34 protein-coding genes and 1 tRNA gene are annotated in these 27,000 nt (G+C 43.5%); 25 read left to right on the top strand and 10 right to left on the bottom strand.

Features of this window, described 5'->3' with window-relative positions; genetic code table 11:
• The first annotated feature begins 2 nt into the window (after positions 1-2).
• Both BM415_RS12580 and BM415_RS12575 read left to right on the top strand, forming a co-directional pair.
• On the top strand, positions 3-704 hold the full coding sequence (locus tag BM415_RS12580) for a hypothetical protein (protein WP_091158466.1): 702 nt from the start codon (positions 3-5) through the stop codon (positions 702-704).
• Positions 705-801: 97 nt separating this feature from the next.
• Complete coding sequence (locus tag BM415_RS12575; RefSeq protein WP_139236986.1) at positions 802-1,203, top strand: hypothetical protein; 402 nt, start codon at positions 802-804, stop codon at positions 1,201-1,203.
• A gap of 224 nt (positions 1,204-1,427) precedes the next feature.
• On the opposite strand, the gene BM415_RS25565 is transcribed toward BM415_RS12575, so the two are convergent.
• The 4 genes from BM415_RS25565 to BM415_RS12560 all read right to left on the bottom strand — a co-directional run bounded on the left by BM415_RS25565 (position 1,428) and on the right by BM415_RS12560 (position 3,417).
• Positions 1,428-1,796, bottom strand: coding sequence for a tyrosine-type recombinase/integrase (locus BM415_RS25565; protein ID WP_244533226.1), 369 nt, complete (start codon positions 1,794-1,796; stop codon positions 1,428-1,430).
• Between the two features lie 15 nt (positions 1,797-1,811).
• A complete protein-coding gene (locus BM415_RS25560; RefSeq protein WP_244533225.1) occupies positions 1,812-2,489 on the bottom strand; it encodes a site-specific integrase in 678 nt (225 codons plus the stop codon).
• A gap of 190 nt (positions 2,490-2,679) precedes the next feature.
• Positions 2,680-3,078: an ImmA/IrrE family metallo-endopeptidase gene (locus BM415_RS12565; RefSeq protein ID WP_348272326.1), complete on the bottom strand. Its 399-nt coding sequence runs from the start codon at positions 3,076-3,078 to the stop codon at positions 2,680-2,682.
• Between the two features lie 99 nt (positions 3,079-3,177).
• Positions 3,178-3,417 (bottom strand): hypothetical protein, encoded by a 240-nt coding sequence (locus tag BM415_RS12560; RefSeq protein ID WP_211753657.1) that lies wholly within the window; start codon positions 3,415-3,417, stop codon positions 3,178-3,180.
• 624 nt (positions 3,418-4,041) lie between these two features.
• Here BM415_RS12560 and BM415_RS12550 point away from each other — a divergent pair.
• The 5 genes from BM415_RS12550 to BM415_RS12525 all read left to right on the top strand — a co-directional run bounded on the left by BM415_RS12550 (position 4,042) and on the right by BM415_RS12525 (position 8,012).
• Entirely contained in the window at positions 4,042-5,475 is a 1,434-nt protein-coding gene (locus tag BM415_RS12550; RefSeq protein ID WP_091158460.1) for an O-antigen ligase family protein, read from the top strand.
• 610 nt (positions 5,476-6,085) lie between these two features.
• Entirely contained in the window at positions 6,086-6,631 is a 546-nt protein-coding gene (locus tag BM415_RS12540) for an accessory gene regulator ArgB-like protein (RefSeq protein WP_091158457.1), read from the top strand.
• Positions 6,622-6,756, top strand: coding sequence for an AgrD family cyclic lactone autoinducer peptide (locus BM415_RS24725; RefSeq protein ID WP_139236985.1), 135 nt, complete (start codon positions 6,622-6,624; stop codon positions 6,754-6,756). Before BM415_RS12540 ends, BM415_RS24725 begins: the two co-directional genes overlap by 10 nt.
• Positions 6,757-6,779: 23 nt before the next feature.
• Entirely contained in the window at positions 6,780-7,082 is a 303-nt protein-coding gene (locus BM415_RS12535) for a hypothetical protein (RefSeq protein WP_091158455.1), read from the top strand.
• A 657-nt stretch (positions 7,083-7,739) separates the two neighbouring features.
• On the top strand, positions 7,740-8,012 hold the full coding sequence (locus tag BM415_RS12525; protein WP_091158451.1) for a hypothetical protein: 273 nt from the start codon (positions 7,740-7,742) through the stop codon (positions 8,010-8,012).
• A gap of 135 nt (positions 8,013-8,147) precedes the next feature.
• Here the strand turns inward: BM415_RS12525 and BM415_RS12520 are convergent.
• Positions 8,148-8,220: transfer RNA gene (locus tag BM415_RS12520), tRNA-Val, on the bottom strand.
• A gap of 141 nt (positions 8,221-8,361) precedes the next feature.
• Here BM415_RS12520 and BM415_RS12515 point away from each other — a divergent pair.
• The 7 genes from BM415_RS12515 (at position 8,362) to BM415_RS12490 (ending at position 11,210) form a co-directional block, all read left to right on the top strand.
• Positions 8,362-8,583, top strand: coding sequence for a hypothetical protein (locus BM415_RS12515; RefSeq protein ID WP_091158449.1), 222 nt, complete (start codon positions 8,362-8,364; stop codon positions 8,581-8,583).
• Positions 8,584-8,700: 117 nt separating this feature from the next.
• Positions 8,701-9,144 carry a GNAT family N-acetyltransferase gene (locus BM415_RS12510; protein WP_091158448.1) on the top strand — a complete coding sequence of 148 codons (444 nt, stop codon included), beginning with the start codon at positions 8,701-8,703 and terminating at the stop codon, positions 9,142-9,144.
• Positions 9,145-9,262: 118 nt separating this feature from the next.
• Positions 9,263-9,502 carry a DUF3892 domain-containing protein gene (locus BM415_RS12505; RefSeq protein WP_091158446.1) on the top strand — a complete coding sequence of 80 codons (240 nt, stop codon included), beginning with the start codon at positions 9,263-9,265 and terminating at the stop codon, positions 9,500-9,502.
• Between the two features lie 178 nt (positions 9,503-9,680).
• On the top strand, positions 9,681-9,803 hold the full coding sequence (locus BM415_RS25805) for a hypothetical protein (RefSeq protein ID WP_280142859.1): 123 nt from the start codon (positions 9,681-9,683) through the stop codon (positions 9,801-9,803).
• A 28-nt stretch (positions 9,804-9,831) separates the two neighbouring features.
• Positions 9,832-10,026: a hypothetical protein gene (locus BM415_RS25555; protein WP_091158445.1), complete on the top strand. Its 195-nt coding sequence runs from the start codon at positions 9,832-9,834 to the stop codon at positions 10,024-10,026.
• Positions 10,027-10,211: 185 nt separating this feature from the next.
• Positions 10,212-10,769 (top strand): copper amine oxidase, encoded by a 558-nt coding sequence (locus BM415_RS12495; RefSeq protein ID WP_091158443.1) that lies wholly within the window; start codon positions 10,212-10,214, stop codon positions 10,767-10,769.
• A 126-nt stretch (positions 10,770-10,895) separates the two neighbouring features.
• Entirely contained in the window at positions 10,896-11,210 is a 315-nt protein-coding gene (locus BM415_RS12490) for a DUF1292 domain-containing protein (RefSeq protein WP_091158442.1), read from the top strand.
• Between the two features lie 70 nt (positions 11,211-11,280).
• Here the strand turns inward: BM415_RS12490 and BM415_RS12485 are convergent, their stop codons facing one another.
• Positions 11,281-12,756, bottom strand: coding sequence for an aminotransferase class I/II-fold pyridoxal phosphate-dependent enzyme (locus BM415_RS12485; RefSeq protein WP_091158441.1), 1,476 nt, complete (start codon positions 12,754-12,756; stop codon positions 11,281-11,283).
• A gap of 128 nt (positions 12,757-12,884) precedes the next feature.
• A complete protein-coding gene (locus BM415_RS12480; RefSeq protein ID WP_091158440.1) occupies positions 12,885-13,517 on the bottom strand; it encodes a YktB family protein in 633 nt (210 codons plus the stop codon).
• Positions 13,518-13,839: 322 nt separating this feature from the next.
• On the opposite strand from BM415_RS12480, the gene BM415_RS12475 reads away from it, so the two are divergent.
• Entirely contained in the window at positions 13,840-14,439 is a 600-nt protein-coding gene (locus BM415_RS12475) for a hypothetical protein (RefSeq protein WP_091158438.1), read from the top strand.
• 249 nt (positions 14,440-14,688) lie between these two features.
• A complete protein-coding gene (gene gndA / locus BM415_RS12470) occupies positions 14,689-16,101 on the top strand; it encodes an NADP-dependent phosphogluconate dehydrogenase (protein ID WP_091158437.1) in 1,413 nt (470 codons plus the stop codon).
• 57 nt (positions 16,102-16,158) lie between these two features.
• Here the strand turns inward: gndA and BM415_RS12465 are convergent, their stop codons facing one another.
• Positions 16,159-16,485: a hypothetical protein gene (locus BM415_RS12465; RefSeq protein WP_244533224.1), complete on the bottom strand. Its 327-nt coding sequence runs from the start codon at positions 16,483-16,485 to the stop codon at positions 16,159-16,161.
• A gap of 151 nt (positions 16,486-16,636) precedes the next feature.
• Here BM415_RS12465 and BM415_RS12460 point away from each other — a divergent pair, with 151 nt between their 5' ends.
• Entirely contained in the window at positions 16,637-17,149 is a 513-nt protein-coding gene (locus BM415_RS12460; protein WP_244533223.1) for a shikimate kinase, read from the top strand.
• A 75-nt stretch (positions 17,150-17,224) separates the two neighbouring features.
• On the opposite strand, the gene BM415_RS12455 is transcribed toward BM415_RS12460, so the two are convergent.
• Complete coding sequence (locus BM415_RS12455) at positions 17,225-17,533, bottom strand: rhodanese-like domain-containing protein (RefSeq protein WP_091158435.1); 309 nt, start codon at positions 17,531-17,533, stop codon at positions 17,225-17,227.
• A 150-nt stretch (positions 17,534-17,683) separates the two neighbouring features.
• Here BM415_RS12455 and aroA point away from each other — a divergent pair, with 150 nt between their 5' ends.
• The 4 genes from aroA to ptsP all read left to right on the top strand — a co-directional run bounded on the left by aroA (position 17,684) and on the right by ptsP (position 23,237).
• Positions 17,684-18,973, top strand: coding sequence for a 3-phosphoshikimate 1-carboxyvinyltransferase (gene aroA / locus BM415_RS12450; RefSeq protein ID WP_091158434.1), 1,290 nt, complete (start codon positions 17,684-17,686; stop codon positions 18,971-18,973).
• A gap of 46 nt (positions 18,974-19,019) precedes the next feature.
• On the top strand, positions 19,020-19,445 hold the full coding sequence (locus tag BM415_RS12445; RefSeq protein ID WP_091158432.1) for a CoA-binding protein: 426 nt from the start codon (positions 19,020-19,022) through the stop codon (positions 19,443-19,445).
• 184 nt (positions 19,446-19,629) lie between these two features.
• Positions 19,630-21,516, top strand: a complete 1,887-nt coding sequence (locus BM415_RS12440) for a glucose PTS transporter subunit IIA (protein ID WP_091158430.1) — start codon at positions 19,630-19,632, stop codon at positions 21,514-21,516.
• Positions 21,513-23,237: a phosphoenolpyruvate--protein phosphotransferase gene (gene ptsP / locus BM415_RS12435; protein WP_091158428.1), complete on the top strand. Its 1,725-nt coding sequence runs from the start codon at positions 21,513-21,515 to the stop codon at positions 23,235-23,237. The genes BM415_RS12440 and ptsP overlap by 4 nt, the downstream gene beginning before the upstream one ends.
• A gap of 142 nt (positions 23,238-23,379) precedes the next feature.
• Here the strand turns inward: ptsP and BM415_RS12430 are convergent, their stop codons facing one another.
• Positions 23,380-23,907 (bottom strand): type 1 glutamine amidotransferase domain-containing protein, encoded by a 528-nt coding sequence (locus tag BM415_RS12430; protein ID WP_091158426.1) that lies wholly within the window; start codon positions 23,905-23,907, stop codon positions 23,380-23,382.
• A gap of 251 nt (positions 23,908-24,158) precedes the next feature.
• Here BM415_RS12430 and BM415_RS12425 point away from each other — a divergent pair, with 251 nt between their 5' ends.
• The 4 genes from BM415_RS12425 (at position 24,159) to BM415_RS12410 (ending at position 26,957) form a co-directional block, all read left to right on the top strand.
• Positions 24,159-24,578, top strand: a complete 420-nt coding sequence (locus tag BM415_RS12425; RefSeq protein WP_139236984.1) for a hypothetical protein — start codon at positions 24,159-24,161, stop codon at positions 24,576-24,578.
• A 127-nt stretch (positions 24,579-24,705) separates the two neighbouring features.
• Positions 24,706-25,053, top strand: coding sequence for a bacillithiol system redox-active protein YtxJ (ytxJ, locus tag BM415_RS12420; RefSeq protein WP_091158422.1), 348 nt, complete (start codon positions 24,706-24,708; stop codon positions 25,051-25,053).
• 93 nt (positions 25,054-25,146) lie between these two features.
• Positions 25,147-26,151 (top strand): catabolite control protein A, encoded by a 1,005-nt coding sequence (gene ccpA, locus BM415_RS12415; RefSeq protein WP_047910927.1) that lies wholly within the window; start codon positions 25,147-25,149, stop codon positions 26,149-26,151.
• 110 nt (positions 26,152-26,261) lie between these two features.
• On the top strand, positions 26,262-26,957 hold the full coding sequence (locus BM415_RS12410) for a 5'-methylthioadenosine/adenosylhomocysteine nucleosidase (protein WP_091158421.1): 696 nt from the start codon (positions 26,262-26,264) through the stop codon (positions 26,955-26,957).
• Positions 26,958-27,000: the final 43 nt, after the last annotated feature.

Raw genomic sequence — 27,000 nt, 5'->3', positions numbered from 1 at the left:
GGATGGAAATTAACATTCAATCGGCTGCAGATGAATTGCTTGGGCTAGATATAGAACCCTATTGGTATGGGTTTCAAAAAGTAGCCTACGCGATATATAACTCGAGCGAAGTTTTCCTATTCCACCATCCCAAATTTCAAAACCAGACGTTTCATAAATTAGGGTGGGACAGAACATTCGCGGGCAATACCGTAATCATGTATGAACACTATCCTACAGCAATAGTAAACATTGAAGGGATTAAGGATATGGCGAGCATCAAGTCATTTCTTGTTCATGAGCTATTTCATGGATTTCAGTATCTTCGTGAAGAAAAGAGGTTTCCAGATGAACTCCTGGGGGTAACATACCCGCTTCTTGAAGAGAACGTGGAGCTAAGAAGTCGAGAAAGGCAGTGTCTTTTTGATGCGCTGGAGGCAAGGGATCTACAGGAAAGGGAGTCTCATTTTGTACAAATTTATTCAACTTCGGGATATGAGAAAAGAGTTGCTGGGTCCTTTTTTTACATACGAGACAAAGGTAGAGACCATAGAGGGGCCTGCATATTATGTGGAGCTGAAGGCAAATGCCGAAGAGTCACCTCTTTCATGGGGATCATTATTGGATCAATATGGACGAAAATTAATTCATTCAGAAGCCGCTTCGCTTCACTTAAGAAGAAGTTGTTACTACTCGGGCTTGTGGATATGCTTGTTGCTAGATGAATTCTTAGAAGGATGGCAGCAGGATTTTTTACAATCGGAGGATTGTCTGTATGATTTTCTAAAATCCCATGTTACCCAGGTAGAGCAAGCTAGGATAATGGATATTAATGTAAGTGAAGAGACAGAGACAACCGTAGAATATGTTAAAGCGAACAGGATCGCTGCCTTCAAATCGTTTGAAGAGAGTGCAGGTTTTCACGTAATTATTGAAGGAATTATTGCCGTGAAGAGCATCGATCCGCAAAATATAGATGCACTGCCTGGCAGGCTTCTTCATCATAACTATGTCAAAGTGTCCCTCGGCATCGACGAATTCTTGATACAGCAGCCTGTTGTTTCTTACTATGAGACAGATCTTTGGAAGGCATCAAAACTCCATGTGGTTGTGGAGAAAAGGCCAGTTCTATCTGGAGAAAGAGTAACGCTGGATGGGATTGGCGAGATGCGGGGAGTACATATATTTAAAGAAAACGGCAATATTTTTCAGTTGTACGTGTAATGGGAAGAGACAGTCGTGTCGATGGGTATTTGGAGTAGGAGACAGACGCTGAAAAAAGAAGAAGACCCTTGATACACAAAGGTCTTCAGTGATGATCTGTAGTGGGCTCGAACCACTGACCCCTACCCTGTCAAAGTCAATTTGTGTATCCGGTACATTCTGTTGGATTAGGTAAATTATTGGTAGATTAGGATTTCTTTGAATTGCATTAGGGTTGAATAGGCTCACTTGATGCGTCTTAATTTTGATTCCTCCCCCAATTCTCCCCCGAATTCCTCCCCCTCTTTTTCTGAAGGTTTTATGCCGAATTTGTCATACTTACCTGCCGTTCTCTTTTTGACTTTCTTGGTTAAATGGACATAAATGTCAGCTGTAGTCGAAAGCCTGGAATGCCCAAGTCTTTCTTGAATTGCCTTTAAGATCGAATCGAAATTGCTTTCATCCTCATCCTCAAGAAGAAGAGTGCCAGAGCTATGTCTTAAGCCATGAAATTTTATAAACCGTATATCGTGCCGTGCACAAAATCTTTTCCACCATTTGTACGGGTGCTGATAATAGTATGGAGTTCCAGTTCCGTTATGGAAGACGAACATTCTATCTTTCCCAGCCTATTTATTTCCAAGTTTGTCTTTTTCACGCAGCCACTCACCATAATACTTCTCCATTTCGACCATATACCATGAAGGCATGTCCACCGATCGATACGAAGCAATTGATTTAGGGCTTTTTTCAATTGCAGCTCCTTTGACTGTTATAGGGATGTTATTCTCAACTATGAGTGTTTGTTCTTCAAAGTTCACATTATGCCACTCTAATGCGAGAAGTTCTCCACGACGAAAGCCACCAAACATAGATCCGAAAATCAACAGTCTCCATTTCCTAGATTCTTTGTATAAGGCATTAACTACTTCCTGAGCTTCAACTTCATCATAAAATTGAGGATTAGACTTTTTCTCAAGTAGTTTTTCCTTGGCGTTTTTCTCTTTTGGTTTGGCAACTCCATCCATAGGATTCTCAGTGATAACCTTCAATTCGGTAGCACGACTGAAGATGTTTTTCAAAACTCGATAAATGTAATTTATAGTACCGCCATCTAATGGCTTGTCCGATCCGTCTTTGCGTGCTCCAGTTTTCTCAAGTTCTTTAAAGAAACTCAATACATGAAGAGGTTTAATCTGATCGATACGAGAATGACCGAAATGGGGGATTATCCGTGATTCAATGTGATTTTCGTAGACACTAATGTAGATGGGGAAAGATTGTCCTTGGCATACTTTTCGCGCCATTCATCAATAAACTTGGACAAGAGCATTTTCTCAGGTGTTGAGTAGTTTCCCGATAATACCAAATTCTCAAACGAAACAAGTTCCCTCTGCAAGTACTTTTCTATTTTTTTAGACGACTTCAAAATATCTGGATCGTCTATTGTTATATTTTTACGTTCTCTGTTCTGGGTATTGTCAGAGTTATATCCAGTTATGACGACAAGTCTCCATTTATTTTTATCAATACACTGTTATAAGATTTTAGATACTCTGCCATTTTGACTGGGATATTGTTTCGCTTCAAGAAATTATAAATCGATTCATCGTGCTCTATTTTTTCGTTTTTAAGCAGCAACAGAACAGCAAATTCATTTGCTTGTCTTTCGAACTTACCTGGTGAGAAAAAAGAGTTTTCATCTATACAAAAACGGCTAACTCCTTTGTGTAGTCTGTCATAAGCAAGTTCATGAGCACAAACAAACTTTTTCCATTCATCAGATAGATCGTGATGGATACAGATATACCTTCGCCTTAATTTCCGATAGTAAAATCCTCTGGTTCTTTCGCCTAAATCTTCAAACATAATTGTTATGTTAAGATTTTGTGCAATTATGAATGGATCGTTAGTTTTATGTTTTGGATTAGATTGGAAACAAACGTGTCTATACGCAGCGACCCCCAGGTGTACTACTTATCTACAGGATTTCTTTTATTTTTTCTTCTTAGCATCCCAAAACATGGCTTCCATTACACGGATGATCTTTTCCTTTTCATCATCTGAAATTGGAACACCATCAAACATAATTTCAGAATCTTCCTCGAGCATCCGTTTAAAATCACGTTTATCTCTTGAAGTTGCCCAATCAGGAATGAGATTCTCAGTATTGTCATGACCCAGAAGTAAATAATCTGTTGACACCTTATGGAAAGTAGCCAGCTGCCTGATCATATCAATATCAGGCTTGGATATATTATTTTCCCAAGCGTTGTACCGGCAATTCGAAGGGCTACTTGAACGCACATCATCAGGTCGTTTTACAATACCAGGTCTAGGTTATAATCTAACACCGAACACGTATGTTGAATTCCTCCTTAACGGAGAACAATGGGTACGAACACGGATTGAGCACAAAGGTGACTACTATCTGTATGGCTATCCAGAAGTACCGCTGGATAGTTTAGAAGTTAAGTTGAAATGATACAATATGTATTTACAGTAAATGGTTTTTGATATATATTCAACAAAAACATCCCCCTGCAAGGAGTGGCATTATGATGAATATTAAGAAACATTTAAAAGCTATGTTTGATGAGATTTTCCACCCAGAAGTGATCCCTCCTTTTAATCCATTGTTACACATAGAGTGCGAAGAATGCTTCGGAGAGAGATATAATTCATTAGCACTTTGTACTCATTGCCGTGGGAGAGGGTACATTGAACTTACTCGCCACGAGTTATGGTTGCGAGATCATGGTCTTACTTACACTAATAAGAATACGACCTAGCCGTTTAGATAAGGATTATGATACAATTTGTATCATATAAAAAATAGAAGGATGGGACTGATCGGCCATGCTGGTACAAAGAACCGAAAAGAAAAAGCCTAGGATAGATTGGGATGTTTCTGAACTAAGACGAAAGATTATGGTAGCTGGGCTTGCATTATTAACAGCAGCACTTGCTACATTAGCATCATCATTCGATCCTGTTGATTTAGCAACCTATTTGATTATTGCAGTCGTAGCATTCTTTGCATTGAAGTATTTTGAATTCAGCCTAGGCATTTTTATAGCAGCCTGCACAATGAACCTTTTTGAATTTGCAGTCGGGCCATACGCTATACGGGTAGAGACATTAGGCTTATTGATTAGTGTCGCATCTTTATTGATTCACGCTTTAGTCAAAAGGCGAAAGATAGTACTTAATAAAGAAACAATACTCGTAATGCTCTATATTATGTTCACTTTGTTTGTCTCCTATTTCTTATTCAATCATACATGGGTCTGGTCCAAACCTGGTATCCTGCAGCTTACTCTATCTTCATTAGGAACCATGTTCATAATTGCTCAGGTTGGATCGATGAAGGAAGTCAGAGCATTTACGGATGTTTTAGTTGTGGTCGGACTATTTCAGGCTCTGTACGGCTTTCTAGGCTACATTTTTTACAATCCTGACAATGTACTGTTCTCCACTCCGATCATGACAGGACAACTATCCACGTCTCTCACATTACGCGGATTATTCTTTGAAGCTAACTTGTTTTCTGTGCTAATGGGATTCTGCTTCATACTCTGCCTTACTCATATGGCACAGAAAACAAAATACAAGTCAAAATTATATAATCCTATTACCGCTTTGATCTTTGCTGCAGCAATCCTATTAGGTTGGACTCGGGCTGTGTGGTTATCTCTTGCCATATGCTTATTTATTGTCATTCCACTAATCGTCTTATTTCAGAAGAAAGTTGTTATTCACCCCAGGTTTATCTTCAAGCTTGTCTTTATGGTTTGTTTATTGGTGCCAGTTGGCTTTATTGTGATCCAATCCTTCAATGCAAACGGCGTGGACTTCATGAGTAAGATTACAAACTTTGCAAGTACTGAAAATGGATCAGGTTCATTCAGGGCAATGATTTTTGACATAACGATGAGCCGGTGGGAGCAAAGCCCGTTCTTCGGTAGAGGATACTTCTCGCTAAAAGAAACAAGCCCTACCGCTTGGATAGTGAGCAGCCCATTAGCAGTTCTTCATGATACAGGTATCATCGGGATGATCATTGCATTAGGTCTTCTAATTCCTCTAATCGTCACGGGATTCAAATTATCTATTACAGCAAAAGGCGAGAATCGTCCTTACATAATATCAATATACTGCGGATCTCTCATGGCTATAATTGCAACTTGCTTCACGACAGCTCATACTTTATCTTTTTTCTGGCTGCAGCTCGGATTGTTAGCGGCCGCAATCAAATATATGAAGGACCGATCTGAAGCCCTGGAACGCTAGGGCTTTTTTTCTATGTAAAGAACCCCCTCCCAATTCGGGAGGGTTACAGATATCTATTCTTTCTTCTTATCTGAAAAGCCGCTGCCCAGTTTGCCCTACGTATTCTTTTTGTAATCTTACTGATCAGCCTTCAGAGTTTTGTTCTAAGAACAGAATTGCACTTACCTTACCTTGTTCCATTAATAGTTGTCATTATCTTCATTCTGTTCTTTAGTGTAATGGTGGGAATACCTTTTATCTGGTCAATTATTTGTACGATATTAAGGTACGGTCTTTATGCGATTTTGCAATCAGTACTACTCCAAGTCATGTTTGGGTCAGTTGCTGGAATGGAAACTGCAGCAGATGGGTATGCGCTGCAGACTGTAAGCAGTGTTACCTTTCTTGTACTAGCTCAGGTCTTATACAGACTTGGTAAAGGATTCTCCTTCCCTTTCGAGAGACGGCGATTTAAGTTTGAAGATATAACTGTTTTATTGTTGATCATTGTTTTCTTTTGTCTTATCACTACAATTTTTTACATAAATCAGCTTTGGATAAACATAGTCTTTTTCGCCTTAATTGCTGGGTACCTTACATACTTTGCTATACAGAGGGAGAATGAAGATACATGATTGATACAGCGGCCAAAAAGATAAGTGTCTATATCAAAAACCAAGTTCCTCACCACCCTAGTTCAATAGCAGTACTTGAAACATCCATCGGACTCTTTTTAAATGTAGCTTCTATTGTTTTAATAACACTGCTGGGATCACTAGTTACACTAGTTACTGGGAATCTAAAAGAAGTAATTATACTACTTATTTCATTTCCACTGTTAAGGCGATTCTCAGGAGGGTTCCACTTAAAATCGGGCACAAGTTGTGCATTGTATACAAGTGCGTTGTTCACCCTGTTATCCTTCATCGATCTTACAGAAATAGTTATTATCCATTCTCTTACATTTCTTGCTTTGCTGATCGTTTTAATTTATGCCCCTTCTAATTTTGAGAATCAACGAAATGTACCAGAGAAATACTACCCCCTTTTGAGAGTTGTTTCTGCTTTATTAGTATCGATTAATTTCTTCATTGTATCCGACACCTTAGCCATCAGTTTTCTTACACAAGCCTTCTCCTTAATTCTAGGAAAGGAGGTGAGGATTCCATGGAAATGACATTTAAACAAAATCTTATTTATGCACTGGCTACTATGCTGTCCAAATTTGGAAAGTCGGTAGTTAAGAAAAGAAGTATAGTTTATGTATACGAAGCAAATGCCCCTGAAGAAATGTACAAGTAATAAATACTTGGAGGTATTTCGTCATGGAAATAACCGCAGCGAAAGACAAAAGCGGTAAAGCAGGTGTAGAGATAATCCCCTTTGATTACGTGTTATTCCTGGAGTGGTCTGCTGGAATCAAGCGGATCATTGTGCATACAGTCTGGGGGAGAAAATTCTATCTCACTGGACCTTTTAAATTCTGGTCGCAGGCGCTAGTGAAATCTCACGGGGATACATTTTATGAGGTGGATCGTTACAACCTTGTAAATGCTAAGAATGTAAAATGGATTGATACTGGATCTTATAAAAGGATCGGCTTTGATGACAAGCTTTATTGCCTATGAATACTACAAAGAAGTACCAGGAAACACTCGAAGCCCTTATAAGTATAAATCCGAGCATACGTTTAAGTTTAGAGACCACGAAATGGAGCGCCTACTAAGTTACTCCATTTTTTCGGGATTATACACTAACTTAAATGTCAAAGTCTGTCATAATTTCGTGCTGATGCAAGGAAATTCGAAAGTTTTAGTTCCCTTTTACAATAAATGCTAAAGACTATAAAATATATACAAGGACAGAACGGTGGTTCTGTTTAATGTATAAGCTTCGGAACTAATGGGTCTGAAACCAACCGGAGAGGCGGATGAAAATCCGCAGCCCTACTTCTCAATGATCCACTCATAAAGGTCTTCAATACCGCAATTAAATATAAGGGTGGCTATGTATATATCCTCGGGTTGCATTACTCGCTTGCCGTTACAAAAATGGGAAATGACTCTAGGATGTCGGCCAACTCGGTCAGCATATTCAGCATGAGTCCATCCTTGTGCCTTTATGAGATTGAGAAGTAAGCATCTCCCTCGGGAGATTTTCACCTCTAAAACCCCTTTATGTGGTGGGTGGTATGGCGAGCTAATTATATCACTCTTCTAACTTTATGGTAAACAAATGTTAAAAGTAAATCAATTTATTGGGATGAATGGGGGCGCCGCTGTCTTATGATCGATGAAGAAAGTGTAATTAAGAATTGGCTAAAAATAGCATTAGAAAAACGAACGGAAGAGGTAGCTGAACAGTGCGAAGAAAGTACTGAAGAATGCTATTCAAAACTTGTTAATTTATTACAGGAGATTAAGAAATCAAATCCCGATCTGGCCACAGTAACTGATCAAATAGAAAACTTGTTCATCACCAAAACAAGAATTGATACAGAATACATTTATCCATTAGCTATTTCAGAAGGAATCGAGATAGGTAAAAACCTAAGATAATGTCAAAAAGAGATCTCGGAAAGAAAAACTCCGAGATTTTTTTGTTCTCCCCCAATCCTCCCCCAATTAATTAATTCGACAGCAATAAAACAGGAAAAAACCCCTGAAGCTTTACGCCTCAAGGGTCTTCAGTGATGATCTGTAGTGGGCTCGAACCACTGACCCCTACCCTGTCAAGATAGTGCTCTCCCAGCTGAGCTAACAGATCATGGAATAATTATAAAAAAGGAATAATCCTATATTATCAGGCTTTGATATGTGATGTCAATCCCTGTCCTATGTTTAATTTATCCTGATTTGAGCAACCTTAAAAGGATGAAAATAACAACCGTAGGGTGGTGGGGGTTCTATGAATAATAAACTAGTCAATAATTTAAGCAAATTTATGATCTGCGGGATTGTATTTGCCAACATAACGGGATGCACGTTAGCTCCATCGCAAGAAACAATTAATCTGCAGCTGATTGAGCCTTCAGAATCGGATCTTCCGGTTATTGATGATGTATATCGGAGATCCGTAGGAGATGAGGTTTACTCCAAACCATCAAATGAAGAAACATTATTACCGTAGAAAAGGCACAAATGCTTGCTTTAATTATCCATATCTAAGACAGACTATACGATCACTGCTTATGTAGTGTATAATGGTTTGGATTTTTGCATTTTTGGATAGTAAGAGGAGGAGACTATGCCAGCCGAGATTATTAATGTTACAACACAAGAACAGCTTGAAGCTGGGCTGAACATTCGCAGAACGGTGTTCGTAGAGGAACAGAACGTTCCAGAAGAAGAGGAAATTGACCAATATGATGTGCTGAGCCCGGATGCACACCATATATTAATTCAGGATGGACAAGAGATGGTGGCGACCGGCCGCTTGATTTATTATAAAAAAGATACAGCAAAGCTGCAAAGAATAGCTGTCCTGAAGCCTTATCGGGTTAACGGATATGGTCGTGTACTGATTATGGCATTAGAAGAAAGAGCTAAAGACCTCGGCTTAGCCTATTCTTTGCTGGATGCACAGTGTCAGGCTGAAGGTTTTTATAAAAAGCTCGGATATGAAGTTATCTCAGACGAGCCTTTCTATGATGCAGGTATACTGCACGTACGGATGCAGAAAAAGCTATAAGAGATGTATCTTTCATAAGAAGACATCCAATTGGGCATAATCATAGGTGTCGGAGATCAGCTTACCCTGAATCCGAGCAGGTTACAAACTATGGCTGCAAAAAGGAGTGTATGTTCTTATGGAAAATAACACACGCGAGCAATTTGTTGCCGTTCAGAAAAACGGAGACGGAGATTTGACCGCATTTAAGACGTCAACAGGCAGAGTGCTTGATTACAATCAAGCGTTGAATGAGATTCAAACGGGCTCCATTGCAGGAGTCAATGTATTCAAAGCAAGAGATGGCTCCCTTCGCATTCGCGGAGATGCGGATGGAGATCCGACGAATAACCTGGATCAATTGCCTATCTTCCAATAAAATATCTTGAGCGTTCAAAGGGAAGCCCGAGTACAGGGCTTCCCTTTTTTTGGTTTATTAGAAATTCTAACGAAAATGATGTCTTCTGCAGGACATAGTCTAGTCCCTACCACCCCAGCGGAATTTTTTTGGATCCCGAACGACTTTTGCGAAGCAACTGGAGAGAGGGGGCCAAAAAATGGAGCGCCCGAGAGGGAGTCAAAAAATTGGAGCGCATCAAATGAACGCCCCATGCACCTTCACCGCAAATCCCCATACAATGGCATTACCAGGCACGAAGCTGCAGATGAGCATGCCTTGAACACCTACAAGAAAGAGGGGTATCACAAATGGCAAAAGGGAAGGTGAGCAAAGGCGGGTCAAGCAAGGAAAAGGTACGGACAAGTATGAAACTGGTGACGTCCGACGTGTGTGAAGTCTGTAAAACACCGTGTGAACGTGGAATGGCATACGCAGAGCGCATGCGGGAACCGGGAGCTGTAGGGAAGGGCGTCCCTTGCATCTTGACCAAACCCAAAGGTTAGACAAAAGTACCATGCACCGGACCCTTTCTAGGAACGGTGCATGTTTAACCCGGCATAGAAGAAGCCTCTGTTACATATTTCGTAAATTTTTCAGAAAAATTTTCCAAACGCACCGCAACTTGTTCTCTGGGATGAAGTATAAATAGACATACTATATTCTCATAGCTGGAGGGGAACAAGAGCTTATGAAGTGGAAAAGAACGCTTGCCCTTGCGATTGTGTTCTCGCTCTTGGGCAGCGGCTCCATGTTGTTTGCTGACTCGGTTACCGAACGAATTCGTGTCATTATTAATGGGCAAGAAGTAAGCGGTGGTGGTTACTTTATAAATGGTACGACATATGCTCCTGTCCGTGAGATCAGCGGACTTGCTTCATGGGATTCAGGAAATGGCAAGGTTACCGTCACTAAGCCGAATGTGCACATCACTTTGTTTAAAGGCGAGACGGTATTTGGGAATGTTAATGTGGGTAAATTGAAATTTAACGTGTTAAGTCAGGTCGATAGTCTGGATGGGAAGATTTCCGAGGTCAAAGTAGCGATTACCGACCCTTCCGGAAACGTGAAAAATATACAATCCGAGAAGCTCGGCAGCGGCTCGAAGGATAATTTCTGGTTCAAAACGAATGATTTTACTTATGAATTTAAGAAAAGCGGGAATTATATAGTAGGGTTCTATATGAAACCGTCAGGCAGTAATTCGTTCTTCCTCGTTTCGGAAAAAGTGATTACGGCATTGAATTAGAGTTTCATTGATTTTGTCCCGTAATAGTGTTACGATACGTCCGTATGATTACAAGTGCGACCGTACTATGATGTTACAAATGCCTATCGTATGATTACAATATAAATTTAAAAGTGAGGTATTCTCATGAGCGATCACAACCATGTTCACGGCGAACATTGCAACCATGACCACGATCATGAACACGATCATGAACACGAAATGGCTGTTCTTACACTGACTGACGAGAATGGTGCAGAAGTCGAAATGATCTTGGCACAAACTTTTGACGTAGACGGCAAAGAGTACGCGGTACTACTGGAGCGCGACAATCCTGAAGCTGACGGATTGATTCTCCGCCTTGAAGAAGAGAACGAAGAGGTTGCGTTGTATCAAATCGAAGACGAAGAAGAGTGGAACCGTGTTGAAGCGGCTTTCAACGAAATGATTGAGAACGAGTAATTGACACGTTCTGTCATAGACGAAAGACCAGACAAGTTGTCTGGTCTTTTTTTTGCTTGTGCAGCACTTATTAAAAAATGGGCTCCGCTTCGACAATCACTTTAACATTCTGAATCGTCCGATCTTCTGGCCCTTTAACGGGCAGACCGACCTCAACATGCTCAATGATATAGTTAATGTTATCCTGAGAGATGACTTCTCCAGGCAATAGAATCGGTATACCTGGCGGATATACATAGATAAATTCAGCAATAATGCGGCCCTCCGATTCCTTGAACGGAATCACTTCGGTGTCACCGTAGAAAGCCTCTCGTGGCGTCAGCATCAGCTGTGGAATTTCCGGAATTTTGACGACAAGCTCATTGGCTTGGTTCACATTATAATAGGTATCCGACAGCTCGCGAAGTGCAATAAGGAGTGTATTAACGGAATCATCATTATCACCTGGTGTGATCAGGCAAAGAATGTTGTACATATCGCTCATTTCCACTTCGATGTTGTAATGCTTGCGAAGCCAGTTCTCTGTATCATAGCCGGTGAGACCCAGATGGCGAACATGAATGGTGACCTTGGTCGGGTCATAGCTATAGGTTGCTTCGCCGCCTAGTATTTCTTCACCAAAGCAGTATAGCCCTTCGATATCATTGATCGCCCGGCGAGCATACTCTGCAAGGTCAATCGCTTTTTGAGCCATGCTGTGTCCATGGAGTGCAAGATTGCGTCTTGCCGTATCCAGTGAAGACAACAATATATAAGATGTAGAGGTTGTAGTCAGCATACTGATAATCGTCTGTACACGCTCTGGATTAACGAATCCGTTCTTGGTATTCAGGTTCAGGACCGAACTTTGCGTCATGGAGCCGCCTAATTTGTGCACACTCGTAGAAGCTAGATCTGCACCAGCTTCCATAGCAGACATAGGAAGATCCTCATGGAAATGAATCAGTACACCATGCGCCTCATCCACAAGAACGGGCACTTGGTAACTGTGAGCCAGCTCTACAATCTCCTTCAAATTCGCACAAACGCCGAAATACGTTGGATTAATGACAAGCACACCCTTCGCATCAGGATGGCGTTCCAATGCCCGGCGGACCGAACCAACCGTAATTCCGTGATCAATGCCGAGATTTTCGTCACTGACCGGAGAAATAAAGATAGGCTTGGCTCCGGAGAAGATGATGGCAGACATGACTGATTTATGCACATTCCGCGGCACGATAATCTTCTCGCCAGGTCCGCAGACGGACAAGATCATGGTCATAATCGCACTGCTTGTCCCTTGTACACTAAAGTAGGTGTAATCTGACCCGAATGCATCGGCAGCTAGCATTTGTGCTTCTTTAATTACTCCAGTCGGTTGATGCAAATCGTCAAGCGGCGCGATGTTGATCAAATCTATGGAAAGGGCGTTATCCCCAATGAATTCGCGAAACTCTGAGTCCGTTCCAAGTCCTTTTTTGTGACCAGGGATGTGAAACTGTACCGGATTGTTAGCCGCGTGGTTCTTAATTGCTGTAAAGAGCGGCGTACGACGGTGATCCATGGATGCTGTCACAACCTTTCATTATTAAGAATAATTAAACCTAGATGAGTATAGCAAAATGAAAAGGGAATGAAAATGGATTTTTTATGATCCGGCATTTTATTTGTAAATAATGGAAGATAATCGCTTTAAAAAGACATTTTGTACAACGGAAGCAGCGCTGTAAAAGTCTCTTCAATCGTCTTGCCAAACTTATGGCCATCTTGGAGGATCGGATCATCCTTATCGATACGAAGGCCGCATAAAACCTCGGATTTCTTCACATTTTTCAGACGTTCCGCCATACGCTGGAAATCTTCCTTCGTCATATCTGCATGATTTGTTCCTTCCGGAATCATATGGTCGGTAGACCAATAGAAATATTCAGGTATATTTTGTGCCACTTCTTCCAACTGACGGGACAATGCATCAGCGAACACTTCCTTATTGCTGCTCTCATATATGATGGCGAAGATTACGAACGCGTGTGTACCGAACATGCCAACTTGAAAATGGGGGTAAGCCTTATAACCTCTTTTATTGTTGGCTACTGCAACCCAGGTATCGTTCGGCGGATTAACTTTCCGGCGTGCATGCTTTGCGACGTGAACAAACATGTCTTCACCGCACAGCTCGCTTAAGAATGGCGCAGAAGCCGTCCCAATGGCCTCAAGCTTCGGCCGAATCCGTTCAATCAGCAGCTCCATACGGGGTTCCAGTCCGGGTACTTCGAATACTTCAAAATCCGCTTCATTTAGTGAGGGATATGTGAGTTGTGACATTATAAGTAATCCTCCTTATAGGTAAGCATGAACCTAAACTCTATCCAATATAATAGTATACACAATATTACGCGACTCATTATAACACAGGAGTACCCGCTTCCCTCTCTTCAAGTTTGTACTTTTGCTGGATTGTTTATGAAGATTATCGGGTGAAAAAATGGTCAAACGACTAAGTACGCTTCCCTTGAAGTCAGTATAAAATAGGGTAAGCAGACTTATGGTGGAGCGAAGAATGGCAAGAATACCAAGGCTGCAATTTACATTTCCAATAAGTATGATCCGGATTACATGATCGTAAAAAAATGGAGGAGGAAGTGCCATGAACAAGAGCTATGAAGTGGAATACTGCAATTTAGAGCTCCGGTTTAGCCGCCTTCGTATCCAACAGCTCATTAAGGATCTCATTCAGGAAGGATATTCGCTATATTGGAGCGAGGATGAAGATTACTTTATTTTGTCCGTACGTACAGGCCGCAAATTGGTAAAGCTGAAATTTCAACAAATGAGAACCGGTGATTATAAGTTGATTGGTGACTATATAATCAAGGATGCAAAGCTTGCAGAATATATGGAGAAATTGATCGGAGACACGAGAGGGCATGCTGTCGTTCGCAGATTCAAGGATCATATTATCGTTATAGAAAATATTTTGTTCGGTGAGGTCATCAGGCTTGTCGAAGTGTCAGGCTTCAAGCAGAAGGTGATCTATCAGAAGGGTCCGGCGCCGACGCTCGAGGAAATGGAAGAAATGTACACTTCGATCGAGGGGGAATTAAGACTTACACTGCTTCGAATGGAGATCGATGATGAGCTAGAACGACTGTATGAGGCAATTGGTGCAAGCGATACAACAAGGGCAGACAAATGCCGCGCCAAACTTTTTCAAATGCAGGATCGAATGCTGATGCTTGAATGGTGAGACTGTCACAATCTTATAAGGTAAGAACAAAGAGTATGAGCATTTAATGAACACCTCGTGAACAGAGGTGTTTTACCCTTGCTTCGGAGGCATCGGAGTTTTACTTCCAAATCCAAACACGGTAGAATAGGGATATAATTGAAGCGCTCTTCATTATACTACATAGATAAGGACTGCAGACGCATTGCTTCCTGATGAAGGCGATAAACAGTTGAAGTCAAAAAATACGAAGCAAAGGATGGAGAACCAATGGCAAAACAACAAATTGGTGTAATTGGCCTCGCCGTAATGGGCAAGAACCTGGCCTTGAATATTGAAAGTAAAGGTTTCTCAGTTTCCGTATTCAACCGTTCCCCGGAGAAAACGCAAGATCTTGTAAAAGAAGCTGATGGCAAAAACTTGGTAGGAACGTTCTCTATAGAAGAATTTGTACAATCTTTGGAATCTCCTCGCAAAATATTGATTATGGTACAAGCCGGTCCTGCGACGGATGCGACGATTGAGCAGCTCGTTCCGCATCTGGATCAAGGCGATATTATTATTGATGGAGGAAATGCCTACTTCCCTGATACACAGCGCCGCAGCAAGGAGCTTGAAGAAAAAGGCTTCCGTTTCATCGGTGCAGGTGTTTCCGGTGGTGAAGAGGGCGCTCTGAAAGGTCCATCCATTATGCCTGGTGGACAAGAAAGTGCATATGAGCTCGTGAAGCCGATTCTGACTTCGATTGCAGCTCAAGTGAATGGCGAGCCTTGCACAACGTACATTGGTCCTGACGGTGCAGGCCATTATGTAAAAATGGTGCATAACGGTATCGAGTATGGCGATATGCAGCTAATTGGTGAAGCTTACCATCTGTTAAAGGATGTGCTTGGACTAAACGCTGAACAATTCCACGAAATATTCAGCGAGTGGAACAAAGGGGAACTCGACAGCTACCTGATCGAAATTACAGCGGATATCTTCTCGAAATATGATGAAGAGACGGGCAAGCCGATGGTCGATGTTATCCTCGATGCTGCGGGTCAAAAAGGTACGGGCAAATGGACAAGCCAAAGCGCCCTGGATCTTGGAGTACCTCTGTCCATGATTACAGAATCCGTATTCTCCCGTTTCCTGTCTGCGATGAAGGAAGAGCGTATTGCAGCAAGCAAAGTGCTGAGCGGTCCTAAGACTGAAGCATTCACAGGCGACAAAACGGAATTTATTGAGAATGTTCGCAAAGCACTATTTGCAAGTAAAATCGTATCTTATGCTCAAGGCTTTGCACAAATGCGCGCTGCTTCTGACGAATACGGCTGGAACCTGAAATATGGCAATATCGCAATGATCTTCCGCGGTGGCTGTATTATTCGTTCACAGTTCTTGCAAAACATTAAAGATGCCTATGACAAGGATGCCGAGCTGAAAAATCTGCTCCTCGATCCATATTTCAAAAATGTGGTTGAGTCTTATCAGGATGCATGGCGTAAAGTCATCTCCGTTGCCGTAGCAAATGGGATTCCGGTACCTGGTTTTGCAAGCGCGCTGTCTTACTATGACAGCTATCGGACGGAGAGACTTCCAGCAAACCTCCTGCAAGCACAGCGTGACTATTTCGGTGCGCATACTTTCAAGCGTGTGGATAAAGAAGGTACATTCCATTACAACTGGATGGGGAATTAAGATTATCGTCCGTCCGTCTTGAATCTGTATTGAGTCTGAGCAATTCTGTTATAGAGGCTATTGGCTGTGTTCTTCATAGAGGCCGAACAGTGCTTCCTTAAGGCACTTCCTTAACCTTTCCTGTGTGCAGTGATGGGAAGCATGCCCATCTAACAGCAGCAGGGAAGCTTCACTGAAATATTGGAAGCTCTGGATAAGACGTGGCTTTGGGAGATCTACGAGAAGTGGATCCTCCGAAGCCACTTTTTGTTGTACATAATAAAGCACGAATAGAACGTCATCTCTGCAGATGACATGACCTGTCTGGAAAATTCGAGAAATCCGGCTGGACGAAGGCTTTTTGACAGCTGTTTCGAGGCTTGTTGTAATTTGGATGTTGTTCACACTCCCCACAGGTATGCTATAGACAACTCATTTTTATCATGAGTACGCGAAAGGATGTTCTTTTATGACTTCTTGGCGGATGTTTTTATCTGTGTTATGTTTAAATGAAAAATAGCGACTGATAGTTCTATTAAAGGGGTGGCAGAGGTCTTTGAGCAGGAAAAATGGGAATATCGTCCTTATCGGGATGATGGGAACAGGGAAAACAACAGTGTCCGGTCTGCTGGCGGATAGGCTGGGATATAAGCTTGTTGATATTGATGCTGACATAGAAGCGCAGGAAGGCTGCCCGATTCCGGTGTTGTTTGAACAAAAAGGAGAAGCGTATTTTCGTGAGGTAGAGACAAGTGTATTACTTCGTGTACTTGACCGCTCTTCACAGATTATATCCACAGGCGGTGGCTCAGTGCTGAAGCCGCTTAATTGTGACGCAATGAAGAAGGCTGGGTGGGTGGTTGCACTTACAGCGAGCGCAGAGGCAATTATAAGACGGGTTTCTGCCAATCGTGATCGTCCGTTGTTAGCAGGAAATGTGGAAGCGCGTGTGCATCAGATCATGCAGGAGCGCCAGTCGAAGTATTCTTTTGCAGATATTACAGTTGATACATCAGAGATGGAGCCGGAAGAGGTTGTTCGTCATATTTTAGCGCATTACCGCGTTTAAGCTGTTGTGCTTTTAAGGTCTGTTGTTGTATGATAAGTAAAAAAGGACAGGCTTGAATGCCTGCCCATTAGCTTATTAGCCTTGTTGTTCGTTCCAGGCGATCATTCCGCCTACCAGATTGGTGCATCCGTCGAAGCCTTGCTGAGCCAAATACTCGCAGGCTCTTTCGCTGCGATAGCCGCTGCGGCAGATGAAGATAATTTCGCCCGTATTCTCGATCTCAGAGAGACGGTCCGGAATTTGGCCGAGAGGAATATGCTTGGCTCCGGAGATCATACCGGCTGCGACCTCTTCCTCTTCACGGACATCAATCATTTGGAGAGCTTCACCGGATTGAAGACGGGATTGCAGCTCAGAAGGTGTAATTTCAGGTACTTGATTCATAAGGTAGAAACCTCTCTTCTATGTAATTTAACGATAGGCTAGTTCACGAGTTCACAACAATTCAATGATAACGAAGACAGATGGAGCATGTCAATTTATTGATGGATTCCACACCCGATATATTCTGTCATAAAAAGGAGCAATGACACGATGGATGTTCTAGTAAACAATACCCCTTCACTCGCCGGAGAGATTAATGCACTTTCCTCCAAAAATTATACGACCCGGTATTTACTGGTATGTGCGCTTGCAGAAGGAACCAGCACCATTTACTATCCGGCTCACAGTGAGGACAGTGATGCGATGCGCCGCTGTATACAAGAGCTGGGTGCTGAGCTGATTGAGGATGAGGAGAAAATAACGATCACCGGTTTTGGCGCCTCCCCAAGGCAGGCTGCTGAACTTAATGTAGGTAACGCGGGGGCTGTACTAAGGTTTCTTATGGGTATAGCAGCGCTTGGTGAAGAAATTCATTTTGTGAATACATACCCCGAATCACTAGGGAAACGTCCACATCAGGATCTCATTGATGCGCTTGAGCAGCTTGGCGTGGAAGTGGAGCACCAGGATGGAAGACTGCCGATTACGATTCGCGGAGGGAAACCTCAAGGCGGGGCCATACGGGTATCTGGTTCTGTCAGCTCTCAATATTTGAGTGCATTACTGTTCCTGACACCGCTCTTGCCTGAGGACAGTACGATTGAAGTTCTGGGGGATTTGAAGTCCAAAGTAGTCATTGGACAGACACTGGAGGTTCTCGAGCAGGCTGGCATTACAATTCATGCAGATGAGGATTATACGTTCTTCAAAGTGAAGGGCGGACAAAAATACAAGCCTGCTGAATACACGGTGCAAGGTGATTACCCGGGATCAGCCGCCATACTGGCTGCGGCAGCGGTTACGAAGTCTGAGGTTACGGTAACAAGACTGATGGAAGAGAGTAAACAGGGAGAGCGTGCCATTGTTGATGTGCTTCGTATGATGGAGGTTCCACTTACGCATGAGAACAATACGGTCACCATCAAGGGCAACGGCAAATTGAAGGCCGTCGAGTTTGATGGGGATGCTGCAACCGATGCTGTGCTTGCTATGGTTGCCGCTGCTGTATTTGCAGAAGGGACATCCCGCTTCTATAATGTTGAGAATTTAAGATATAAGGAATGTGACCGGATTACAGACTATTTGACTGAACTGGCAAAAGCCGGAGCCAAAGTAGAAGAGAAGCAGGCCGAGATTATTGTGCATGGAAGACCGGAAGGCGTAGAAGGCGGAGTGGAAATCAATGCCCATTATGATCATCGGGTTATTATGGCCTTAACGATTGTTGGGCTTCGCGCAAAGCAGCCGATTCGCATTAAGGATGCTCATCATGTAGCCAAATCCTATCCGGGTTATTTTGACCATTTGCAGACGCTTGGCGCTAATGTAGAATGGGTATAATACGATATATGTATTATTAGTTGTTATGAGAGGAGCGAATGCTCAAATGACTTTTGTTAATCCTTCACGTGAAGAGATCAAAGAAATCTTGGCTTCTGCAGGCAATATCGCGGTCGTTGGCTTGTCTGATAAACCGGACCGAACCTCTTATATGGTGTCGCAGGCGATGCAATCCAGAGGTTATCGAATCATCCCCGTAAATCCTGGAGCAGAAACTATCTTGGGAGAGAAATGCTACCCCGATTTGAAAAGTGTTCCAGAGCCTGTCGATATCGTGAATGTCTTCCGCCGCAGCGAATACTGTGCGGATGTGGCAAGAGAGGCGGCAGAGATCGGTGCCAAGGTATTGTGGCTGCAGTTAGGCATTGTTAATGAAGAAGCTGGGCAAATCGGAGAAGAGCATGGAATGAAGGTTATTATGGACCGCTGCATTAAAGTAGAGGATTCAATTCTTCAACCCAGAACAATATAGTCTAACCCTAAGTAAGGCTGTTTCCACGAAGAAGACTGTGGAGACAGCCTTCTTCATATGCTTAATTCAAACGGAGGAATTCATTTACAATACCTTGCGAGTATGAATCGATTCAAGTATATTTCTCATTTTGACAAAAAGACGCCTAACGCTTACCATCAATGATAGAAAGGAGAGGATCGCCATGAATTGGCTCGGATCCTTGCAGCAGCTTGGAAGAGCTGTCATGCTTCCGACGATGGTACTGCCTGCAGCGGCGATTCTGCTAAGCTTAGGAAGTCTTCCTTGGGAATCATGGGGATTTGAAAGTGTAAGCGGAATAGCTACCGTCGCAGGACAGAGCCTGTTTTATTTTTTGCCCTATCTGTTTGCTGTCGGTGTTGCGCTCGGACTGTCCAATCAGGCGGGTCAAGCAGGACTTGCAGCGCTTGCAGGCATGATCATTTATGATCAAGTCGTAAGCAATTTTGGTAACGGGGCTGTCCAGCCCGCATCTCTGATCGGAATTATTCTCGGCGCGATCGCCGGGTTTACTCATAACCGTTTCAAAAGCATTAGGCTGCCGGAGATTCTGCAGTTTTTTGGCGGGTCCAGATTTGTTCTACTGATTGTTGGCTTGTTCTCGGCCTTGTTCTCCTGCATTATGCTCGGCTTAGCTCCTCTATTGCAGCAGCTATTGGATTTAATTGCATCCATGGAATACAGCCTTGGCGGATTCGGTTTGTTCTTGTACGGTATTCTATACCGGGTGCTTGTCGCATTCGGACTGCATCATTTGCTCAATAATGTGTTCTGGTTTCAGCTCGGTTCATATGAGACGCCGGAAGGACAGATCATGACTGGAGATTTGCCGCGGTTTTTTGCTGGGGATCCTTCAGCAGGTTACTTTATGTCGGGATTGTTCCCGATCATGATGTTCGCCATTCCTGCGATTGCATTTGCCATTATTCAGGAAGCACGGGAAGATTTGAAACCCAAGATACATAAGACCTTTATGACATCTGCGCTCGTTTGTTTTCTAACAGGGGTGTCAGAGCAGATCGAGTTTGCCTTTTTATTTGCGGCTCCTTATCTGTTTTTTGTACACGCCGTTCTGTCAGGACTTGCCTTATGGATCAGCTATGTACTTGAAATAAGGCATGGGTTCTCTTATTCAGCAGGTGTTATTGATTACATACTGAATTTCCATTTGTCTGAAAATGCACTCTTATTGATTCCGATCGGGATCATTTATGGACTGGTATATTACTTTTTATTCCGGTGGGCCATTCGCAGATTCCAGATCCCGACCCCGGGACGAGAGGAAGGCTCAGTGCTTGAGGACTGGGCAGGAAGTATACCTAATCAAGCACCGCTTATTGTCGAGGCGCTTGGAGGGAAGACGAATATTGTTCAGGTGGAGGCATGTATTACACGGCTGCGGCTCACGGTGCATAATGATCGGCTTATTGACAGCAGCGCGATGAAAGCACTCGGTTCGGCCGGTCTCATCAAGCTGGGCGCAGGCAATGTGCAGGTCGTCTTCGGTACCTACTCCGAATTAATTCGTGAAGAAATTGCCAAGCTGCTTGAGCGTGATTTGCCTCAAGTACTGTTCAGCAGTCCGGTGCAAGGGAAGATGCTGCCCATTGAAGAGGTGCCTGACAAAATATTTGCCGGCAAGCTGGTAGGGGACGGAGTCGCTTTTGAGCCGGAGAATGGAGAGCTGCTGTCACCGGTCTACGGGACGATAATGCATTTGTATCCGACCATGCATGCGATTGGTATTCAAACTCCAGAGGGGCTTGAAGTTCTGCTTCATATCGGTATTGATACCTCACAGCTCAAGGGAAATTTTGAAGCTGTCGTCAGTGAAGGAGATACCGTAGAGCCAGGTCAGCTGCTCATTCGCTTTAACTATGCTGCCTTGCTCAAGGAAGCACCGTCTCTCGTCACTCCAATGGTCATTACCAATCCGGATCGGGTGAAGTCATGGAGTTATGCACCGTTTAAGCACGTTAGAAAAGGCCAGGCATCTGTCATGTCAGTCGTACTATATGAAGATAGGAATGTTGGAGGGGTAGAAGCATGATACAAGGCATCTCAGGAGCGGCTGGTGTAGCCATCGGCAAAGCATTTGTTCTTCCAAGTTGGGAGTGGGATTTACCGGATCAGAAGATGGACGCTGTAGACATGGCTCGGGAGTTCGAACGGCTGTACGAGGGGATTAAGACATCCCGTGATGAGATTCAGCATATTAAGCAGGAATTTAATGAAGTGGTTGGTCCTGAAGAATCGAGTATTTTTGACGCTCATTTGGCCATATTAGAAGATCCTGTGTTCATGAACGAGATTCAGGGGATTATTGAGCGGCAATATAAAGCGGCAGAGGTGGCAGTAAAGGAAGCGATTGATCACTTTGTAACGATGTTTGACCTCTTGGATGATGAATATATGAAGGAACGGGCAATGGACATCAAGGATGTAGGAAACCGTCTCTTGAAGCATCTATTGGGTGCTCCAGAGATCACATTGCCTCTTGATACACAGCCTTATATTTTGGTAGCGAACGAGCTGTCTCCATCCCAATTGGCCCACTTGAATCCGAGTTATGTGCTGGGCATCGTGACGCTGATCGGCGGCAAGACCTCACATTCGGCAATTATGGCCAGAGCTCTCGGAATCCCTATGGTATCAGGGCTTGAGAATAGCGTTAATCTTCCGGTTCAAACAGGGGATGTTCTTGTCATTAATGGCGATGAGGGAATTGTGTACGTTAACCCGGATTCTCTTATTATCGAGAAATATACACAAATCCGCGACCAGCAGCTTCGTAAGAAGGAGCAGCTTCAAGTGCTGGCGGAAGTGGATGCTGTAACCAAGGACGGAACACAGCTGAATCTGGCAGCCAACATCAGCTCTGTCAAAGAGCTAGACATGTCGCTTCGATCCGGAGCTAAGGGGGTTGGACTATTCCGTACAGAGTTCTTATATATGGACCGTCATTCATTCCCGAGTGAAGAGGAGCAGTACGAAGTTTATCGGCGTGTAGTGGAGAAGACAGGCGGAAATGCTGTAGTCATACGAACATTGGACATTGGCGGAGATAAACAGCTCGATTACTTCCCTCTTCCGGAAGAAGACAACCCATTCCTTGGGTATCGGGCGATCCGAATCAGCCTGGAGCTTAAGGATCTGTTCAGGACGCAGCTAACGGCCATTTTGCGGGCCAGCGTACATGGCAAGGTTAAAATTATGTATCCTATGATTTCATCACTTGATGAAATTAGGGAAGCGAATCAGATCTTGAATGAAGCAAAGGCAAACCTGTCGAAGCGAGGAATTTCATATGATCCCAACATTGAGGTTGGAATTATGATTGAAGTGCCCGCTGCCGTAGTCATCGCTGATCTGCTTGCCAAAGAGGTGGATTTCTTCAGCATTGGTACAAATGACCTTGTTCAATATGCCCTGGCTGTTGATCGCATGAATGAACAAATTGCACACTTGTATCAGCCGTTTCATCCTTCCGTGTTAAGACTCCTTCGTATGACGGCAGAGGCTGCGCATGCAGCAGGGATCAGTGTCAGTGTTTGCGGAGAACTGGCGGGTGATGAAAGAGCGGTTCCGATCTGGCTGGCGCTGGGCATTCACAATCTGAGCATGTCTCCCCAATCTCTTCTGAGAGTGAAGCACCGTGTGCTTAATACTGAGGCAGCGGAGGCTGTAACGGTAGCGAAGTCTTGTCTAACCATGTCGACCGGCAAAGAAATTGAGGCAGAGCTTGAAAAGTATAAACGGAATTCGACATAAAGCACCTCCCTGTCTTAATATGAGAGACAAGCCCTTGTAACTACATGCAGATACAATACGATCAAGCAGTTAGCTATACCAAAAAGAGGATGAATATAAGGCACACTGCCTGAATTCATCCTCTTTGTCGTTCATATGAGTATCAAGACTCATCTGCGAGCAGATCACAGAAGGCCTTTCCATATGGTGGCAAGTCAGGCGGTCTGCGAGCAGATACAATGTTTCCATCAATGACCACAGGCTCATCCTTCCAGATCGCACCCGCATTCTCCATATCATCACGGATTCCTGGTGTCGAAGTGACAGTAACCCCCTGCAATATTTTGGCAGAGATCAATACCCAGCCGGCATGGCAGATTTGACCGATGATCTTGTGATCCTGATGCATTTCCTGAATAAGCTCTATGACCTTAGGGTATCTCCGCAGCTTATCTGGTGCCCATCCGCCGGGAACAAGTATACCGTCGTAGTCCTGACTGTTCAGTTCGCTGAAGCTGTACTCCGCCTTGGCGGGGACACCGTACTTGCCTACATAGGTCTTGTCTTTTACTTCTCCGGCAAGATGAACCTCGGCTCCTTCTTCACGCACCCGATGAACAGGATACCATAATTCCAAATCTTCAAACTCTTCATCCACAAGGGCAATTACTTTTTTGCCTGCTAATCTCATGTGTCGTAACACTCCTTCCTTATCGTATACAGTGACATTGTAACTGAAACGAAGCGTGAAACCAAATCATGCTGTCAGGGGAGAGGAATAAATACATTATGGAAAATAGTACATCCCTCATATGGGAGGATTTATGCTACATTAGTCGAAGTAAAGAAGTTAAAAGATGAGATGAAGTCGAAAAAACGTGAATATTGAGATTGGATCAGATGGGTGGGGTTTGGGTTATGCGTAGATGGTGCAAATGTAAATTGACAATGAACTTAGAGCTCCGAAGCGTAATCTATGCTAAAAGTGTGGAGATCAGAGATGTCCCCGTATTTTCCTGCATGACATGTTCAACCTATGAGGTCCTTAAGCCTGTCAAACCGGATTTGGTTAAACTGATAGGAAGCTTAGTGCCTGGAAGGGAATATGACTCCATTTCCTTTGCAGATTCGAATGAAGTTGCCAAGCTGATTAAAGAAATTTTAGAGCATCATTCTGATATCGACATAGAAGCAATGGGCAAGGAGATTGAACTAGCCAAACAAGAGAGGATCAATCTGCTCTTAGATTTGTATCAATATGCGCTAAACGCCGGCGATGAACATTGGATGAGTGATGTCGAGCGAAGACTTGAACAGCTCTCTCAATTTCGTTGGGAAGAGCACTTTTCAGAGGCAGGCTGATTCTGTCAGTACCAAATCTTATGAAAATTGGCTTTTCGACTCGTTTTTTGTTAATATATTGGGAGTGTAAGTTTTTCTGAAAAGTATGAAAACGAAAGGCTGAAGTGACAAGGGGGATGTATAGGCAATGAAAACGATGACAAGACTGATAAATATAGAACAGCTTGAAGAAGCGGTTACACAATCTTCAGAGAATCCGCTTTTGCTATTTAAACATAGTACTCGTTGTCCCATCAGTGCACATGCATATGAAGAGGTACAAGCCTATCTGGAAGCGGCTCCTAATGAGCAAGTTAATTATTCAATCGTACTGGTCATCGAGGACCGGGCCGTATCTACAGCAGCAGCAGAACGTTTGGGAATTAGGCACGAGTCTCCGCAGACGATTCTTGTGAAAAATGGTCTTCCAGTTTGGCATACTTCGCACTCCGGAATCACTTCAAGAGACCTTAGTTCCGTTTTGAGCTCGACTTAAAGCCTGTTTATTGCATGTCGCAATAATATGTCGTATCATAATTTTTAACATGAAAATGGGAATGAAAATTTATTGCAAATGGAGAGAAGGAATGTGACGGTAACCATTTACGACGTAGCACGTGAAGCCGGAGTATCTATGGCAACGGTTTCGCGGGTTGTGAACAACAACCCCAACGTTAAGCCACAAACGCGTAAAAAAGTATATGAAGCCATAGAAAGACTCGGGTATCGTCCGAATGCAGTAGCAAGGGGGCTTGCTAGTAAGAAGACGACAACAGTCGGCGTAGTTATTCCAGATATCTCGAATTCTATTTTTGCCGAAATTGCTCGGGGAATCGAAGACATCGCAAATATGTACCATTATAACATTATCCTATGTAACGCCGATAAGAAGAAGGAGAAGGAAATTCGTGTTATTAACACCCTTCTTGAAAAACAAGTGGACGGGCTTCTGTTCATGGGCGGTACAGTAACAGATGAGCATATTCAAGCTTTTCAAACAGCGGCAGTGCCGATCGTTCTTTGTGCGACGAGTGATGAGAAGGGGACGTTCCCTTCCGTTGATATTGATCACGAAGCAGCGGCTTTTGATGCGGTAAGCACACTGGTTCGCCACGGTCATCGCGAAATTGCGATGATTAGCGGGACCCTTCAGGACCCGGCGAATGGTTATGCGAGATTCCAGGGCTACAAGCGTGCGCTTGAAACAGCCGGTATCGAGTACCAGGAAGATTTGGTGCGCATTGGCAACTATCGTTACGAGTCTGGTGTGGAAGCGATGAAGTACTTCCTTGGTTTGAAGAAAAAACCAACCGCAATATTCAGTGCAACAGATGAAATGGCGATTGGCGCGATCCACAGTATACAGGATGAAGGACTCAAAGTTCCAGACGACTTCTCGATCATCAGTGTCGATAACATCCGAATGGCTTCCATGGTTCGTCCACAGCTGACAACTGTAGCTCAGCCAATGTACGATCTTGGAGCGGTAGCGATGCGTCTGCTCACCAAGCTGATGAAAAAAGAAAACGTGGAGAACCCACGCGTTATTCTGCCACACGAAACGATTTTGCGTTTGTCAGTCAGCCATGTGTAAAATAGAAACAGCATAAGTTTATCGGTAGAAAGCTCCGTGTTGCGGAGCTTTTTTGCTGAATATATAATGTGCTGATCATATACCGATCCAAAGGAGATGGATGTTAAGTTATGGCGCAAACGATTGGACTCATTGGAGCGATGGATGAAGAGATTGAACTGTTGCTGTCCGATATGGAGAATATCGTACGTACAGATTATGCAGGCATAACGTATACCGAAGGTGATGTCTATGGCAAGCATGTAGTCGTATGCAAATCAGGTGTAGGAAAAGTGAATGCGGCTGTGACTACTCAAATTTTGATCGTGAAGTTTGGAGTGTCTCATATTATTTTTACAGGGGTAGCTGGTGCAGTCCACCCGGATTTGGAGATTGGAGATATCGTCATCTCGACGGCATGTATTCATCACGATATAGATGTTACACCTCTAGGTTACAAGCGGGGAGAAATTCCTTACCAGGAAACGTCGGCTTTTCCAGCAGATGCAGATTTGATCAAACGGGCGGCTGAAGCGTGTGAGAAGTTGTCAGCGAGATATATTCAAGGAATCGTGTTGTCTGGAGACCAGTTTATTGCAAGCAAAGAAATCGTGAGCAGTCTGCGCGATGAGTTCCAAGGGGCGTGTGCAGAGATGGAGGGGGCTGCGGTTGCACAGGTCTGCTTCATGAATAAAGTCCCTTATGTTATTCTACGTGCCATGTCGGATAAGGCAGATGGCTCCGCCCACGTGAATTTCGCCGAATTTACAGTTGAATCCTCACGGAAATCCCATCGTATCGTGGAACACATGCTGGCGTATATGTAACAAGAGATCAGATGATTAAATTATAAAAGACAGGAAGCAGCCC

It is taken from the genome of Paenibacillus sp. 453mf (assembly GCF_900116105.1).
In the GTDB taxonomy this organism is placed as follows: Bacteria; Bacillota; Bacilli; order Paenibacillales; family Paenibacillaceae; genus Paenibacillus; species Paenibacillus provencensis.
This window is presented reverse-complemented; position numbering and strand designations above follow the sequence as displayed.

What these genes read in the sequence shown, in the direction of transcription:
- BM415_RS12580 (WP_091158466.1), top strand. Translation starts at nt 3, where the DNA reads ATGGAAATTAACATTCAATCGGCTGCAGATGAATTGCTTGGGCTAGAT.
- BM415_RS12575 (WP_139236986.1), top strand. Translation starts at nt 802, where the DNA reads ATGGATATTAATGTAAGTGAAGAGACAGAGACAACCGTAGAATATGTT.
- BM415_RS25565 (WP_244533226.1), bottom strand. Translation starts at nt 1,796, where the DNA reads ATGTTCGTCTTCCATAACGGAACTGGAACTCCATACTATTATCAGCAC.
- BM415_RS25560 (WP_244533225.1), bottom strand. Translation starts at nt 2,489, where the DNA reads ATGGCGCGAAAAGTATGCCAAGGACAATCTTTCCCCATCTACATTAGT.
- BM415_RS12560 (WP_211753657.1), bottom strand. Translation starts at nt 3,417, where the DNA reads ATGATCAGGCAGCTGGCTACTTTCCATAAGGTGTCAACAGATTATTTA.
- BM415_RS12550 (WP_091158460.1), top strand. Translation starts at nt 4,042, where the DNA reads ATGCTGGTACAAAGAACCGAAAAGAAAAAGCCTAGGATAGATTGGGAT.
- BM415_RS12540 (WP_091158457.1), top strand. Translation starts at nt 6,086, where the DNA reads ATGATTGATACAGCGGCCAAAAAGATAAGTGTCTATATCAAAAACCAA.
- BM415_RS24725 (WP_139236985.1), top strand. Translation starts at nt 6,622, where the DNA reads ATGGAAATGACATTTAAACAAAATCTTATTTATGCACTGGCTACTATG.
- BM415_RS12535 (WP_091158455.1), top strand. Translation starts at nt 6,780, where the DNA reads ATGGAAATAACCGCAGCGAAAGACAAAAGCGGTAAAGCAGGTGTAGAG.
- BM415_RS12525 (WP_091158451.1), top strand. Translation starts at nt 7,740, where the DNA reads ATGATCGATGAAGAAAGTGTAATTAAGAATTGGCTAAAAATAGCATTA.
- BM415_RS12515 (WP_091158449.1), top strand. Translation starts at nt 8,362, where the DNA reads ATGAATAATAAACTAGTCAATAATTTAAGCAAATTTATGATCTGCGGG.
- BM415_RS12510 (WP_091158448.1), top strand. Translation starts at nt 8,701, where the DNA reads ATGCCAGCCGAGATTATTAATGTTACAACACAAGAACAGCTTGAAGCT.
- BM415_RS12505 (WP_091158446.1), top strand. Translation starts at nt 9,263, where the DNA reads ATGGAAAATAACACACGCGAGCAATTTGTTGCCGTTCAGAAAAACGGA.
- BM415_RS25805 (WP_280142859.1), top strand. Translation starts at nt 9,681, where the DNA reads ATGGAGCGCCCGAGAGGGAGTCAAAAAATTGGAGCGCATCAAATGAAC.
- BM415_RS25555 (WP_091158445.1), top strand. Translation starts at nt 9,832, where the DNA reads ATGGCAAAAGGGAAGGTGAGCAAAGGCGGGTCAAGCAAGGAAAAGGTA.
- BM415_RS12495 (WP_091158443.1), top strand. Translation starts at nt 10,212, where the DNA reads ATGAAGTGGAAAAGAACGCTTGCCCTTGCGATTGTGTTCTCGCTCTTG.
- BM415_RS12490 (WP_091158442.1), top strand. Translation starts at nt 10,896, where the DNA reads ATGAGCGATCACAACCATGTTCACGGCGAACATTGCAACCATGACCAC.
- BM415_RS12485 (WP_091158441.1), bottom strand. Translation starts at nt 12,756, where the DNA reads ATGGATCACCGTCGTACGCCGCTCTTTACAGCAATTAAGAACCACGCG.
- BM415_RS12480 (WP_091158440.1), bottom strand. Translation starts at nt 13,517, where the DNA reads ATGTCACAACTCACATATCCCTCACTAAATGAAGCGGATTTTGAAGTA.
- BM415_RS12475 (WP_091158438.1), top strand. Translation starts at nt 13,840, where the DNA reads ATGAACAAGAGCTATGAAGTGGAATACTGCAATTTAGAGCTCCGGTTT.
- gndA (WP_091158437.1), top strand. Translation starts at nt 14,689, where the DNA reads ATGGCAAAACAACAAATTGGTGTAATTGGCCTCGCCGTAATGGGCAAG.
- BM415_RS12455 (WP_091158435.1), bottom strand. Translation starts at nt 17,533, where the DNA reads ATGAATCAAGTACCTGAAATTACACCTTCTGAGCTGCAATCCCGTCTT.
- aroA (WP_091158434.1), top strand. Translation starts at nt 17,684, where the DNA reads ATGGATGTTCTAGTAAACAATACCCCTTCACTCGCCGGAGAGATTAAT.
- BM415_RS12445 (WP_091158432.1), top strand. Translation starts at nt 19,020, where the DNA reads ATGACTTTTGTTAATCCTTCACGTGAAGAGATCAAAGAAATCTTGGCT.
- BM415_RS12440 (WP_091158430.1), top strand. Translation starts at nt 19,630, where the DNA reads ATGAATTGGCTCGGATCCTTGCAGCAGCTTGGAAGAGCTGTCATGCTT.
- ptsP (WP_091158428.1), top strand. Translation starts at nt 21,513, where the DNA reads ATGATACAAGGCATCTCAGGAGCGGCTGGTGTAGCCATCGGCAAAGCA.
- BM415_RS12430 (WP_091158426.1), bottom strand. Translation starts at nt 23,907, where the DNA reads ATGAGATTAGCAGGCAAAAAAGTAATTGCCCTTGTGGATGAAGAGTTT.
- ytxJ (WP_091158422.1), top strand. Translation starts at nt 24,706, where the DNA reads ATGAAAACGATGACAAGACTGATAAATATAGAACAGCTTGAAGAAGCG.
- BM415_RS12410 (WP_091158421.1), top strand. Translation starts at nt 26,262, where the DNA reads ATGGCGCAAACGATTGGACTCATTGGAGCGATGGATGAAGAGATTGAA.